Genomic DNA, 13,377 nt, shown 5'->3' on the forward strand with positions numbered 1-13,377 from the left:
AACTGTTAGACTTATGCGTTTCTTACTTATTGTATGGCTCTTTACTTTTGGGCTCCCTATGTATGCTCAAAATGTCAATGACTTAATAGCTCAATTGAACAAAGCAAAAGATGATGAGTCTAAAATTATGCTCTCTAAGCAAATAGGGCTTTTATATCAAAAACAACAAGGATATAGCAAAGCTATTGAATATTATCAGAAAGCTTTTGAATTAGAAAAATCTAATAAAAAACCTTTACATCAACAAGGAGAAACACAAAAAGATATTGCTTTGGCGTATCTACTCATGCAAGACTACCCCAAAGCTACTGAAGGCTACAAGAAGGTGTTAGAAATAGAAAAAGCTGCTAAAGACACAGAAGAAATCAAAGAAACACTAGAAGGGCTAGCTACAATTAGTACAGAATCAAAGGATTATAAAGCTGCTATTGATTATTACAAAGAATTAGTAGTTTATTATAAAAATGATTTGCCTTCTCTTGCTAATACTTATAACAATATTGGTTACAACTATAAAAAATTAGGAGATACACCAAAGGCATTAGATAACTTTGACCAATCTATTAAAATTAACCAACAAATTGCTAGTAAAAGTAAAGGGAATACAAATGTTCGAGCTGTTGCCTTGATGAATATAGGCTCAACATTCACGAATGAAGGTGATTTTAAAGGAGCTAAAAAATACTATGAAGATGCTTTGGTGATTCGCAAATCTCAGAACAATAAAGTAGAAGAGGCTAAAATAAATAATTTTTTAGCAGTGAATGAGTTTTTAGCAAATCGAAATGAAAATGCTCTTGCCTATATAGATGATGCCATTTCAGAAGCAGAAAGAGAATTGAATGGGACAAATAAGTCAAGAGCACAAGAAGTTTTAATGTCAAGTTATCAAATCAAAGCAAATGTTTATCAACAACAACAAGATTTGAAGCAATATCAGAAAAACTATCAAAAATATTTAGACTTACAGAAAGCATACCAAGAGGAGCAAAATCGCCAACGTCAAGAATTAATTGAAAAACAATTAGAAATTGAAAAGAAGGAAGGAGAAATCAAAGCTGATATAGCTGAAAAAGATAAACAAGCCTTAGAACTAACACAAACACGTTTAGAAAAAGAAAAGGCTCAGCAGGAAGCTAAACTTCGAGAAAGTGAAATCCAGCGTTTAAGAAACCAGCAAGAGTTACAAAATCAAAGAATAAAAAATGCAGCTATTGAAAAACAAAGAGCAGAGCAACAATTGGAATTGATTCGTCAAAAATCAGAATCAGAAAAACAACAACAACAAGTTGCTTTTTTGGAAAAAGATAAAGAGTTAGAAAAACAAAAGCGTACTGCTGAACGCCAAGAAGAACAACGTAAAAGAGAAGTTCTCGAAAAGGAAAAACAACTCTCAGATTTAAAAGCTAATGAAGAATCTCAGAAAAGGTTTTTTGCAACACTTGGATTAGGTATTTTAGCAATTTTTTTGGCAGGTGTTGGTTATTTATTGATACAAAACAGAAAGAAAAACAAATTATTGGCGGCCAAAAATTCAACTATTGAGGAACAAAATGGTGAATTGCAAACGCAAGCTGAAGAGCTTAGACAACAACAAGAAGAAATTATGGCTCAAAGAGATGCCATCGGTCAAAAAAATGAAGCTTTAGGAGAACAAAACGAAAAAATCGAGAAAAGTATCAATGCTGCCAAAACTATTCAAACTTCTATTCTTCCTTACAAAGAGCAGATGGATAGACTCTTAGGAGAGCATTTTGTGATATTTAAACCAAGAGATGTGGTTTCTGGAGATTTTTATTGGCTCAATGAAGTAGATAATAAAGTTATTGTTGCTGTTGTAGATTGTACAGGGCATGGAGTACCAGGAGCATTTATGAGTTTGATAGGCAATACAATGCTTGAAAAAATTGTATTGTATAATAAAATTACAGAACCCTCTATCATTTTAGAAAAACTTCATGAGGAAGTTAAAACTGTCTTAAGGAAACAGGCAACAGGGATGGGATGGATTTAGCATTATGCCTGTTGGAAAAACAACCTGATGGCACAACAAAAATTTCTTTCTCAGGAGCAAAACGTCCTTTATATTATACAGAAGGCACTGATAATCAGATTTTTACATTTAAAGGTTCAAGAAAATCTATTGGAGGTGAACAAAATGAAAGTATTCATTTTGAAACCCAAAGTATTGTGTTACCCGCTAAATCTTGTATTTATTTGTGTTCTGATGGTATTACAGACCAAAATGATGCTGAGCGTGTAAAATTGGGTGAAGGCAAACTCAAGTATGCAATTTCTTCTGTAGCTAATAAAAGTATGCAGGAACAATTTGATGCAATTGAACAAATGCTTCTAACTCACCAACGAGGAACACTCCAAAGAGATGATATGCTGTTAATAGGTGTAAGGCTGTAGGCTTCTTTTGTAAAATCTATTTAGATTTTGTATTTTCAGCCTTTTAAGACCTATAGTATGAATCTTTCAGTTTTTGTAGCAAAAAAATATTTTCTATCTAAAAAGAAAAACCTTTTTATCAATATTATCTCTTTTATTACAGTATTAGTAATAGCCCTTGCAACAATGGCTTTTATTATACTGCTTTCCGTATTTAATGGTTTAGAAGATGTTATCAAACAACAGTATAATATTTTAAACCCTGAACTTAAAATTAGCCCATCAAAAGGCAAATTTTTTGTTTATGATGAAACCATTAAGAAAAAAATCCAAAATATTAAAGATATCAAAGTTATTTCAGAAGCCATAGAGGATGATGCCGTTTTTCGGTACAAAGACAGACAAATGGTAGGCAAAATAAAAGGGGTTACAGAGAACTTTGTTGCTTTAGAAGGACTTGCCAAACAAGTCAGGGCTGGTGAATTCAAACTCTATGAAAATGATTATGCGAGAGCTGTAATTGGATTAGGTGTTTTTCAGATGCTCACAATGAACATGGGAGATGAAATTATAGAAATTTGGTATCCCAATCGGAAAGAAAAAATACGAATGTCAGAAAAAGATATTGTTAAACTTTCTGTATTACCCTCAGGAATTTTTGAAGTAGAGTATGACCATGATGGTAAATATATCATTGTACCTATTGAGTTTACAGAAGATTTAATGAGTTATAGTCCACAAGAACGTAGTTATCTTGAACTCAAATTGAAGGATAAAAAAGAACTTTTCAAAGTTCAAGAAGAGCTGAAAAAGGTTTTAGGTTCTGATTTTAAAGTTGAAAATCAAGAAGAACAACAATTTGAAGTCTTGAGGGCCATCAGAATAGAAAAATTAGTTACTCGAATTGCTCTTTCATTTGTGTTTCTGATTGCTTGTTTCAATATATTCTTTCTGCTCACCATGATTACCATCGAAAAGAAAAAAGATATTGTAATTTGGCAGGTTTTGGGTGCTGAAAAATCTTTTGTACAAAAGGTTTTTATCCAACAAGGTTTGATGATAGCTCTTTCAGGTGCTCTGATTGGATTGGCGTTAGGAGTTAGTTTATGTTGGTTGCAAAAAGAATTTGGATATGTAAAAATGGGATTAACTGCTTCGGTAATAGATGCTTATCCCGTTCGTATGGATTGGTTGGATTTTGTTTTTACTTTTATCACTATTTTGGGTTGTACCATGCTTGTAGCTTATTTTCCAGCTAAGAAAGCTTTAAAAACAGATTTAAGAGATAATTTGTAAGTTTTAATCCTCATTTTTATCCCAAAAATCCCATCCAAATAAACTTAATTCAAAAACAACACCATATTCTTTAATTGGATTATTGGGCATAGGAGCTATTCCACCCAAACATAATTGCATTCTATTGGTTGGATTATATGAGAAACCCAAAGTACCTATACAATTAGAGTTGCTTCCAAGTGTAGCATCTGCCATAACTGCCCAACGTTCTGAAAAAGGGATTTCAATGCCTCCAAAAACGTCTATATGGCTTCCTTTGCCAGCAAATGCATCGTTTGTAACATATACACCTATATTTGTGTGCCAGTCTTCTTTAAACTCGGAAGCAAGCATGACATAACCCATATAGGCAAAACGGATATGTTCTTTGTGTATAAGGTTTGTACCAAATTGTGTCCCAATGTTTAAACGTAGTTTGGGGTGTGGCAATAAAGGGATTCCTTTTTGCATATTGAAAAGTAAAAGAGGTGTTACTGGATTGATACCTAAAGTATCTTCTATTTCAAAAAACTTATGTTTTTTTTTCCAGTTGAGCTCTGTATCTAAGTTAAAGCCTAACTCCCAATGATGCCCAATACCATAACAAAAGTCAAATTTTGCCTGAGTTCCTTGAATATATGGGCTTAAAAAATTATTTTGAAACTGATAAAATATCTTGCCTCTGTGGGTTATCTCACCAGATGGAATAGTAAAAAAAGTCTGTTGAGCATAGGATGTGATGCAGTAAAGCATCATTATCCCTACAAAAAGCTTTTTCATAGATATAAGTTTTTGATTATAAGCTCTACAATATATTAAAATTATTTAGCATATTTTCTTTTTCTTAAAACAACCCAAATAATTCCAAAGACAGCTACAAATACCAAAGGTACAGCTACATTGATAAATTGCCAGTATGTTCTATTTGTTTGTAATTTCTTTTTATCCAAGGGTCTAAGTGAAATTTCTTTATTTCTTGCTAAAATAATTCCATTATCATCCAACATGTAATCTAACATATTGAGTAAGAATTGTTTATTAGCAAACTGATAACGTGAATATTTATCATATCCCAAAGGAGCTATTTGTCCTGTTTTGGGATTTACAGAGTTTCTTAAAAAATCCCCATCTGCACACACCAAAACTTTTGTGGGCTTTCCTTCTTTGATAAATGTTTTGGCTCTTGGGTCGGAGGGCAGAATTCTATTGGCAAATAAAGATGTGAATTTCCCCTCAAGCAAAAACATAACTGTTTCAGCTTTGCCTCGTTTATAGATATTCATATCAGGAGGTTGTCGAGCTTCATCATATTTAATGATAACAGGATATGAAACAACTCGTGTATAAGTAGATGAACTAGCTAAAGGGATTTTTTTGATTTTAGCAGCAGAAGCCACTGTATCTAAGGTACTTACGTAACGTCCCAAAACAGGTTCTAAGTTTTTGACAACTGGATGTGGATAATAATTTCTGATACTTAAATAATGTCTCCAAGGCAAAACTTCTAATTTAGGTTTATCGCCATAATTTCCTACTACAAAGCCTAAAAAACCAAAGTTTTGAACATCTTCTATGAAATTCATATTAAAACGAACCCCAAGATTAAAGAAAAAGGGAGTCATACTTTGGACAAAGTTGGTGTATGGAATTGCGACAGCACCCTCTTTTGTATTGATACTATCTTCTCTGATGTCTAAAGCATCTACAAAAAACAAAGCTTTGCCACCTTTCATCAGAAATTGATCTAATTTGTATTTGTCATCTTCGCTAAAAGTAGAATCTGGTTTTGCAATAATAATGGCATCCAAACCATCTAGGGTAGGGCTTTTAGGTAAATCAACAGGGTAAACTGCATATTTTTGAGAAAGAGCACGAGCAGCATCTGTTATAAAAGGCAAAGCTAATTCTCCATGTCCATAAATAAAACCTACTCTGTGAGTAGTTGTATCTGTAATTTGTTTGATAGCTGAAATAAAAGAATATTCAACATTTTCAATAGAACTATTGAGTAAACGAGCTTCTACCTCTTCATTTACGGCTTGAGCTGCTGCATCACTTTTAATAAGTGGAACAGTAATTTCTAAATCTTTGTAAGAAATTTCAGCAGCAGGAAAAATAAACTTTTCGGAACGTTCACCTTCTTTATACACTGCAATAGGTGTTGGTGTTATTCCTTTTTGTTGAAAGCTTTTGATAAGGGTGTCTTTTTCAGCCTTATCTTTGATAGCCAAAGGGTCTATAAACTTCACTTTCAGGTTTTTACCAGCATACCTTTTAAATTCATCCAAGTTTTCGGCTATAGCGTTTCTAAACATTCGATAGCTTGCAGGCAAACTTTCGCCTTCCAAATAAACTTTAATTCGGATTTCATCATTTAGATTTTCTAAAATCTCCTTTGTCGCATCCGAAATCGTATAGCGTTTATCTTCAGTTAAGTCTATTCTAAAAATCCAGTTTTGTGCAATAAAATTTGTAATGCCAATAACTATTAGCATTAGTGTATATTTCAAAAAGCTTTTCTTTCTCATAGCAAACAATTAGCTCGCAAATATATAATTTTTTATGAATTAACCTTTACCAAAATTGAAGCCAATTGGGTCTCTTTCGTTGTCTTCCCACTCTGTCATAGCATTCAAAAAATCTTCTAAGTGCTTAAAAATCAAATCCTCTGTAATTTCAGAAGGCTCGAAATTCCCTAAAAACAAAGGTTCTCTTTTTTCTACCCATTGCTCAATATGAGGATAATAAATACTAACAGTAATCGTTCGGTTATATGTTTGGGCATAGCTCAACATCCCTCCATATTTCACATACGATTTTACACTATCTATTGTTTTATATACAATACCACTATACATATTTTTTAGATGTAACGAAGCAGCTTCTAAATTAATACTTTGTGGAGCTTTATCGTTGTACTCTTGTAAACCTACATACCATTCGTTAGGTATAGATTGAACAATTTTATCCAAAGTTTGTATAACTAAACTTTTTGTTGTTTGTGTCCATTCCTGATGTCTATTTTGAATTTTCTCTAAAGAGTTGATATACTCCTCTGTTTTCGATTTTATGCGTTGTAATTGAGCTTCATTCATGATGTAAAACGTTTAATTTTAATAAGATATAGGTATATTTAGCAATGATGCAAGATACTTGACAGAGCTATGATTACGAAGTTCAAAAATTGTTCTATGAATACTTTGTTTTTCTTTTTTGGTTAAATGCCAACTCAAAACAGCTCTTTCAATGATAATTTTTTTATTAGGGTCTATTTTCTCTGGATTTTCAAGATTTTTATGAATTTCATCTAAGTTCTTAGAGATAGGAATATATTCAAATTCTACTCTGTGTATTTTTGTTTTGCCCAAACTACCTTGTATATATTCTACCAAATTATCATTATTAATATCCTGCATATATTCTTGATTCATATAAATCCCTTCTAATGGGGTAAATAATCTTTGGAATAAAGAGGGTTGTATTCTTTTTTCGATAGGCTTATTTTTTTGTGTATCTCTGATAGATACAATAATTACTCCTGAAGTATTTTTCTGAATCCAATCTTTAAACACAAATATAAATCTTGCAGCAGCTTCTACTCCAAAATTATCTGAAATACCTGCATCCATGATTTGCATTTCGGGTTCACTAGGCAGTTTTACATTGGGAGCAACATACGGAAATGTAGCACTCATGCGTAATGCACTCAAGAAACGAAGATTTTGACTGTCTTGGTCTTTAAAAAATCTCAAAAACTCTATTCCTTTCACCTTTTGGTTTAAAAATCTACTCTGAAAGATACTTGGTGTACACATATAAGACATTTGCTGAGGCGAAATGTAAAGTTTTCGACCATCATTGACAATGGTGGGAGAAAGTACCATCATGGGTATAAGCCCTAACTTTTCAGGTTCTTTATAATCTCCAAGTGATTTATCGAGTACTCCAGCTGTATTCTCATTGAGTTGTTGCTCAAAGGCATAACCTCTATCTTTGAAATAGGTACGTCCTTTGTAACTAAATTTTTGGAATCGAAAGAAAATATCGTTTACAACCCAACTAAATGTAATAGCATTGAGATTATCTCTTGCAATATTTTCAAAATATTCATTGGCATAAATATCTATTTTTTCTTTTTGTTGTCTTAAATACAATTCTCTGAAATAAGCAGCCCCAACAAGCCCTCCAGAAGCCCCTGTCATCAAGATTGTATGGTTCATTAGTTGCCCCCCTAAAGTACTATCCACATATTGTAGTGTACGCATTGTCCAAACAGAAGCCCTTTGACCACCCCCACTACTACAAATAAAAACTATTTTTGGAGGCTCTTTTTTAGGAAATTTAGCTCGCCAATTGTTTAATATTTCAATAGTTTCGTTGTAATCTTGTTTAAAGTTTTCGTCATTTACGTTATCTCTAACCATTTTCGTAGAATACTCTGGCCTTTTGGGAGTTTCATAATTAATTCCATATACTTCATAAGCCTGATTAAACCAATCTCGTTTTGTAACAACATTAAACCCTATCAGTAAAATCATCAAAGCTGTAATTACCCAATTTTTAAGCCAAAATGTAAATGCCCCCACAAACATGACTACAAGCGTGAGTAGTAAAACTAAACTTGCTCCTGCAGGTATCTGGAAATATGGATTTTCTTCAAAATAGCCCAAAATCATGACAGCGACAAAAATGGTAGATTGAATAATTACAGCATTGAAATGATTTTGGCTAAAAACTTTCATTAGTGCCACTCTATCTATGCCTATCATTTCTCTTACACGCTTGTAATGTACAGGTGAAGCAAAATAGAAATCCACTCTTGTTTTATCTTTTCGGGCAGAATCGTATCGTTGTTTGATATTTATTTTTGCAATTTTTGTTTTTCTTAAACTTACATTCAAACCTTCACTTGCTTTTTTCAATACTTTGAAAATATCTTTATTAGTCAAGAAAAAGTACAAAAAGAAAAAACTACACATCAAAGAAAAACCTCCTACAAAACCTGATACATTCCACCAAATTTCACTTTCTACTTCCATGGCACTTTCTCGCTCAAAAGCTACAAATTCCCACAAATAAATAGTTAGAAACGCAACAGGGAAAAAACTATTATTGATACAATATTTAAAAAATGGATATCGTAAATGCCCCAAAAAGCCAAATCTATGTGAATCTAGAATATAACAGGTAATATGATAAGACATTGTAAAACCTCCAAGGGTAATGCCTAAGATGAATAAACTCCAAACATTTACTCGATTGATATATTCAGGTTCTAAAAAAAGATAGGAAAGTCCCATCATACTGCCCACATAATCAATTGTAATACCTATCAATAATAGCCACAAAATATGTAGCAAATGATTTTTACGAAGATTTAACAACAATAATTGAATAGGAAAAGAGAACCATACTACTGAAACAATAGGCAACCATATATATCTATAAAGCCATCTCAGCTGTTTTTTAAGCATATATTCGTTTTGATAAGGGAACTTCCAATTGCATACACATATTACAAATGTATCAAGATTTTTCCAAAAACTTTGTACTTTTAGCAGATAACTTTAGAACTTTCCAATATCTTTATTCAAAGTTATTTGCAGAAAATAATGCCTTTAATTATTTTTGAACCTATCAATTTTGAGAAAATCTAACAATTTATATGCCCATGAATTCAGGAAAAACGAAATCCGAAAAATACGAAGTTTTACGCCAAAAAAATGAAGAAGCTTTACTTGCAGGAGGTGCTGACAAAATAGTTTCACAACATAAAAAAGGCAAATTAACAGCTCGTGAGCGTATAGATTTATTATTAGATGAAGGTTCTTTTGAAGAAATCGGAAAGTTTGTAATGCACAGAACCAAAGATTTTGGAATGGATAAGCAACATTTCTTAGGAGATGGGGTTATCACGGGTTATGGAACAGTTAATGGACGTTTGATATATGTTTTTTCGCAAGATTTTACTGTATTTGGAGGCTCTCTTTCAGAAGCTTATGCTGAAAAAATTTGTAAAATCATGGATTTAGCCATGAAAAATGGAGCTCCTGTGATTGGACTCAACGATTCAGGTGGAGCAAGAATTCAGGAAGGGGTTGTATCATTGGCTGGTTATGCTGATATTTTTTACAAAAACACTTTGGCTTCAGGAGTAATTCCACAACTTTCTGCCATTATGGGTCCTTGTGCTGGTGGTGCAGTATATTCACCAGCCATCACAGATTTTATTTTGATGACAGAAAACACTTCATATATGTTTGTTACAGGACCTAATGTGGTTAAAACTGTAACTCATGAAGATGTAAGTTCTGAAGATTTGGGTGGTGCTTCTGCTCATAGTACAAAATCTGGTGTTACACATTTCTCTTGTGCCAACGAAATAGATACTATTCAGCATATCAAAAAACTTCTTTCGTATATGCCTCAAAATTGCGAAGAAGATACTCCTATGGTAGCTTATGAGACTACGGGCGATGAATCTAGACCTTCTTTGGATGATATTATCCCTGATAATCCTAATCAGCCTTACGATATGCGAGAAATCATTGAAACAGTAGCAGATGAAGGTAGCTTTTTAGAAGTTCATAAAAATTTTGCTGAAAATATTGTGGTTGGCTTTGCTCGTTTAGGTGGCAGAAGTATTGGAATTGTAGGCAACCAACCTGCTGTACTTGCAGGTGTTTTGGATATCAATGCAAGTATCAAGGCTGCTCGCTTTGTTCGTTTTTGTGATAGCTTTAATATTCCTTTACTTGTGTTTGAAGATGTCCCCGGCTTTTTACCTGGTACAGATCAAGAGTGGCATGGTATCATCACACATGGAGCGAAACTATTGTATGCTTTTTGCGAAGCTACTGTTCCAAGAATCACAGTCATTACCCGCAAAGCTTATGGTGGAGCTTATGATGTGATGAACTCTAAACACATTGGAGCAGACATGAATTATGCTTGGCCTACTGCCGAAATTGCTGTAATGGGTGCAAAAGGTGCTGCTGAAATCATTTTCAAGAAAGAAATTTCAGAAGCAGAAAATCCTGAAACCAAACTTCAGGAAAAAGTAGATGAGTATGAGAAGAAATTTGCAAACCCTTATAGAGCAGCTTTCAGGGGCTACATTGATGAAGTAATTATGCCATCACAAACACGCAAAAAATTAATCAAAGCATTTAAAATGCTTGAAAACAAAGTGGCTGTATTACCTAAAAAGAAACATGGAAATATTCCTTTATAATAACTAACTAAAACTTAATTCTCAAACTTTTATGAACTCTCAAGAAGCTAAAAATAGAATAGAAGAACTTTCTCAGAAAATTAATTATTACAACGATAAATACTATCAAGAACATATATCAGAAATATCTGATTATGATTTTGATATACTTTTAGAAGAATTAGTACGTCTAGAAGGTCAGTTTCCAGAATATAAGACACCTGATTCGCCCACTTTGCGTGTAGGAGGGGGCATTACTAAAGAGTTTGCTTCTGTAAAACATAAATATCCTATGCTTTCTTTGGGTAATACATACTCAGAGCAAGAAGTAAGAGATTTTGATGAACGTGTCAAGAAGTTTTTAAATACACAAGACGATATTGAATATGTTTGTGAGATGAAATTTGATGGCGTTTCGATGAGCCTTACCTATGAAAATGGCATCTTGAAACAAGCTGTTACACGTGGAGATAGTGTACAAGGAGATGACGTAACTACCAATATTAAAACGATTAAAACAATTCCACTCAAACTCAAATCAGGCGATTATCCCACCAATTTTGAGGTACGTGGAGAGGTTTTTATGTCCAAACAAAATTTTGAGAAACTTAATAAAGACAGAGAGGATATAGGCGAAACTTTATATGCCAATCCAAGAAATACAGCCTCAGGTACAGTAAAATTGCAAGATTCTGCTGAAGTAGCTCGTCGTGGTTTAGATTGCTTCTTATATTTTTTATTGGGAGAGAATCTACCTTATCCTTCTCATTCAGAAGCTTTAGAAGCATTAAGCAAATGGGGGTTTCAGGTTTCTGACACTTATAAAAAATGTAAAAATATAGAGGAAGTTTTAGAATACATCAAAGCTTGGGAACAGAAACGCCATACATTGCCCGTAGAAACTGATGGAGCTGTTATCAAAGTGAATAATTTTTCTAAACAGGAAGAACTTGGTCTTACAGCAAAATCTCCTCGTTGGGCTATTGCTTTCAAATATAAAGCAGAAAGTGTAGGAACACTTTTACAAGAAATTACTTATCAGGTAGGCAGGACAGGAGCTGTAACACCCGTAGCAGAACTAAAACCTGTACAATTGGCAGGAACAACCGTCAAAAGAGCCTCATTACACAACGCCAATGAGATTGAACGTTTAGGCTTACGTATTGGTGATACTGTTTTTGTTGAAAAAGGTGGTGAAATTATACCCAAAGTAACAGGTGTTGATTTAACAAAACGTCCTGTAAGTAGCATTCCTTTGATTTATATTCAAAATTGTCCTGAATGTAATACAACTTTGGTACGCAAGGAGGGTGAAGCATTGCATTATTGCCCTAACGAAAAAGGTTGTCCACCTCAAATCAAAGGTAAAATTGAGCATTTTGTTCAGCGAAAAGCTATGGATATCAGCAGTTTGGGCGAAAAAATTATTGAACAATTATACAATGCAGGTTTAATCAAAAATTTTGCTGATTTATATGATTTAAAGCAAAACCAACTAGAAGCATTGGATAGAATGGGAGAGAAATCAGCTACGAAAATCATCAAGAATGTAGAGGAATCGAAAATGATTCCATTTGAAAGAGTTTTATTTGCTTTGGGTATTCGTTTTGTAGGAGCAACTGTTGCAAAAAAATTAGCTGATTACTTTGAAAATATAGATTCTTTATCGCAAGCCACTCTAGAAATGCTCACTCAAGTGCCTGAAATTGGAGATAGAATAGCACAAAGTGTTGTAGAATATTTTGCCGAACCTGATAGTCAAGACATTGTGAAACGGTTAAAAGCCTCTGGCTTAAGTTTGGTTACTCAAAAGCAAGCAGTAGAGCAAAAGGGGACAAGTTTAGCAGGCAAAACTTTTGTGGTTTCGGGTGTTTTCAGCCAATTTAGCAGAGAGGGTATTGAAGGTGAAATTGAAGCACATGGAGGCAAATTGCTTTCTGGAGTTTCAGGGAAATTAGATTATTTGGTAGCAGGTGATAAAATGGGCCCTTCTAAACTTGAAAAAGCTCAGAAATTGGGTATCAAAATTATCTCAGAGGAAGATTTTATTAAAATGATTTCTTAATAAAAAGGAGGCAAAAGCCTCTTTTTTATTTTTATAACAATTGTGAATTTTTCTTTTCGTTATTATCAATGATGTTTTGTTTAAAATCATACAAAACATTTCCATTATCACTTACTCTTAATTGAGCATATCCATTATTCACTAATTTTTCCAAACGTTCTTGAGCTTGGTCTTTATTCAAAGATGTTTGTGAAGATAATTCTTGAGCAGAAATAATTCCACCTCTCAAATTCGCAAAACGCATAATCATTTCATCTGTAAGCTCAAAACCACTTTTTTGCACTTGTTGTTGTTCTTTAGCTTTATTAGCTTTTCTACGATTTGCAATGAAAACCCCTATGGCCACTGCTATACCAATTACTATAAAATTGAAATTATGCTCCATACATCTGAAATATTTTTTTTATTATTTTGAAATTAACACTATTTT

Annotated in this window: 10 protein-coding genes; 5 read left to right on the forward strand and 5 right to left on the reverse strand. The window is 33.2% G+C overall.

Annotation, left to right across the window (positions count from 1 at the left end):
• The first annotated feature begins 13 nt into the window (after window positions 1-13).
• From AD998_00540 to AD998_00550, 3 genes are read left to right on the forward strand one after another with little or no spacing between them, the layout of a single operon-like run.
• Window positions 14-2,014 carry a hypothetical protein gene (locus tag AD998_00540; protein ID KOY84834.1) on the forward strand — a complete coding sequence of 667 codons (2,001 nt, stop codon included), beginning with the start codon at window positions 14-16 and terminating at the stop codon, window positions 2,012-2,014.
• Complete coding sequence (locus AD998_00545; protein KOY84835.1) at window positions 2,005-2,415, forward strand: hypothetical protein; 411 nt, start codon at window positions 2,005-2,007, stop codon at window positions 2,413-2,415. The genes AD998_00540 and AD998_00545 overlap by 10 nt, the downstream gene beginning before the upstream one ends.
• Before the next feature lie 57 nt (window positions 2,416-2,472).
• Entirely contained in the window at window positions 2,473-3,690 is a 1,218-nt protein-coding gene (locus tag AD998_00550; protein ID KOY84836.1) for a hypothetical protein, read from the forward strand.
• A 3-nt stretch (window positions 3,691-3,693) separates the two neighbouring features.
• Here the strand turns inward: AD998_00550 and AD998_00555 are convergent, their stop codons facing one another.
• From AD998_00555 to AD998_00570, 4 genes are read right to left on the reverse strand one after another with little or no spacing between them, the layout of a single operon-like run.
• Window positions 3,694-4,449, reverse strand: coding sequence for a hypothetical protein (locus AD998_00555; GenBank protein KOY84837.1), 756 nt, complete (start codon window positions 4,447-4,449; stop codon window positions 3,694-3,696).
• Between the two features lie 41 nt (window positions 4,450-4,490).
• Window positions 4,491-6,197, reverse strand: a complete 1,707-nt coding sequence (locus AD998_00560; protein ID KOY84838.1) for a hypothetical protein — start codon at window positions 6,195-6,197, stop codon at window positions 4,491-4,493.
• A gap of 39 nt (window positions 6,198-6,236) precedes the next feature.
• Entirely contained in the window at window positions 6,237-6,764 is a 528-nt protein-coding gene (locus AD998_00565; protein KOY84839.1) for a hypothetical protein, read from the reverse strand.
• A gap of 18 nt (window positions 6,765-6,782) precedes the next feature.
• Window positions 6,783-9,107, reverse strand: coding sequence for a hypothetical protein (locus AD998_00570; protein ID KOY87994.1), 2,325 nt, complete (start codon window positions 9,105-9,107; stop codon window positions 6,783-6,785).
• Window positions 9,108-9,334: 227 nt separating this feature from the next.
• On the opposite strand from AD998_00570, the gene AD998_00575 reads away from it, so the two are divergent.
• A complete protein-coding gene (locus AD998_00575; protein KOY84840.1) occupies window positions 9,335-10,903 on the forward strand; it encodes a methylmalonyl-CoA carboxyltransferase in 1,569 nt (522 codons plus the stop codon).
• Window positions 10,904-10,934: 31 nt separating this feature from the next.
• Window positions 10,935-12,947, forward strand: a complete 2,013-nt coding sequence (locus AD998_00580; GenBank protein KOY84841.1) for a DNA ligase — start codon at window positions 10,935-10,937, stop codon at window positions 12,945-12,947.
• A gap of 31 nt (window positions 12,948-12,978) precedes the next feature.
• Here AD998_00580 and AD998_00585 read toward each other — a convergent pair whose 3' ends face one another.
• The gene (locus tag AD998_00585; protein KOY84842.1) at window positions 12,979-13,332 is read right to left on the reverse strand and encodes a hypothetical protein; all 354 of its coding nucleotides are present in this window, start codon (window positions 13,330-13,332) and stop codon (window positions 12,979-12,981) included.
• Between the last annotated feature and the right edge of the window lie 45 nt (window positions 13,333-13,377).

The organism is bacterium 336/3 (assembly GCA_001281695.1).
In the GTDB taxonomy this organism is placed as follows: Bacteria; Bacteroidota; Bacteroidia; order Cytophagales; family Thermonemataceae; genus Raineya.

Excerpts from the sequence above, each read along its gene's own strand:
- AD998_00540 (KOY84834.1), top strand. The coding sequence starts at position 14 with ATGCGTTTCTTACTTATTGTATGGCTCTTTACTTTTGGGCTCCCTATG.
- AD998_00545 (KOY84835.1), top strand. The coding sequence starts at position 2,005 with ATGGATTTAGCATTATGCCTGTTGGAAAAACAACCTGATGGCACAACA.
- AD998_00550 (KOY84836.1), top strand. The coding sequence starts at position 2,473 with ATGAATCTTTCAGTTTTTGTAGCAAAAAAATATTTTCTATCTAAAAAG.
- AD998_00555 (KOY84837.1), bottom strand. The coding sequence starts at position 4,449 with ATGAAAAAGCTTTTTGTAGGGATAATGATGCTTTACTGCATCACATCC.
- AD998_00560 (KOY84838.1), bottom strand. The coding sequence starts at position 6,197 with ATGAGAAAGAAAAGCTTTTTGAAATATACACTAATGCTAATAGTTATT.
- AD998_00565 (KOY84839.1), bottom strand. The coding sequence starts at position 6,764 with ATGAATGAAGCTCAATTACAACGCATAAAATCGAAAACAGAGGAGTAT.
- AD998_00575 (KOY84840.1), top strand. The coding sequence starts at position 9,335 with ATGCCCATGAATTCAGGAAAAACGAAATCCGAAAAATACGAAGTTTTA.
- AD998_00580 (KOY84841.1), top strand. The coding sequence starts at position 10,935 with ATGAACTCTCAAGAAGCTAAAAATAGAATAGAAGAACTTTCTCAGAAA.
- AD998_00585 (KOY84842.1), bottom strand. The coding sequence starts at position 13,332 with ATGGAGCATAATTTCAATTTTATAGTAATTGGTATAGCAGTGGCCATA.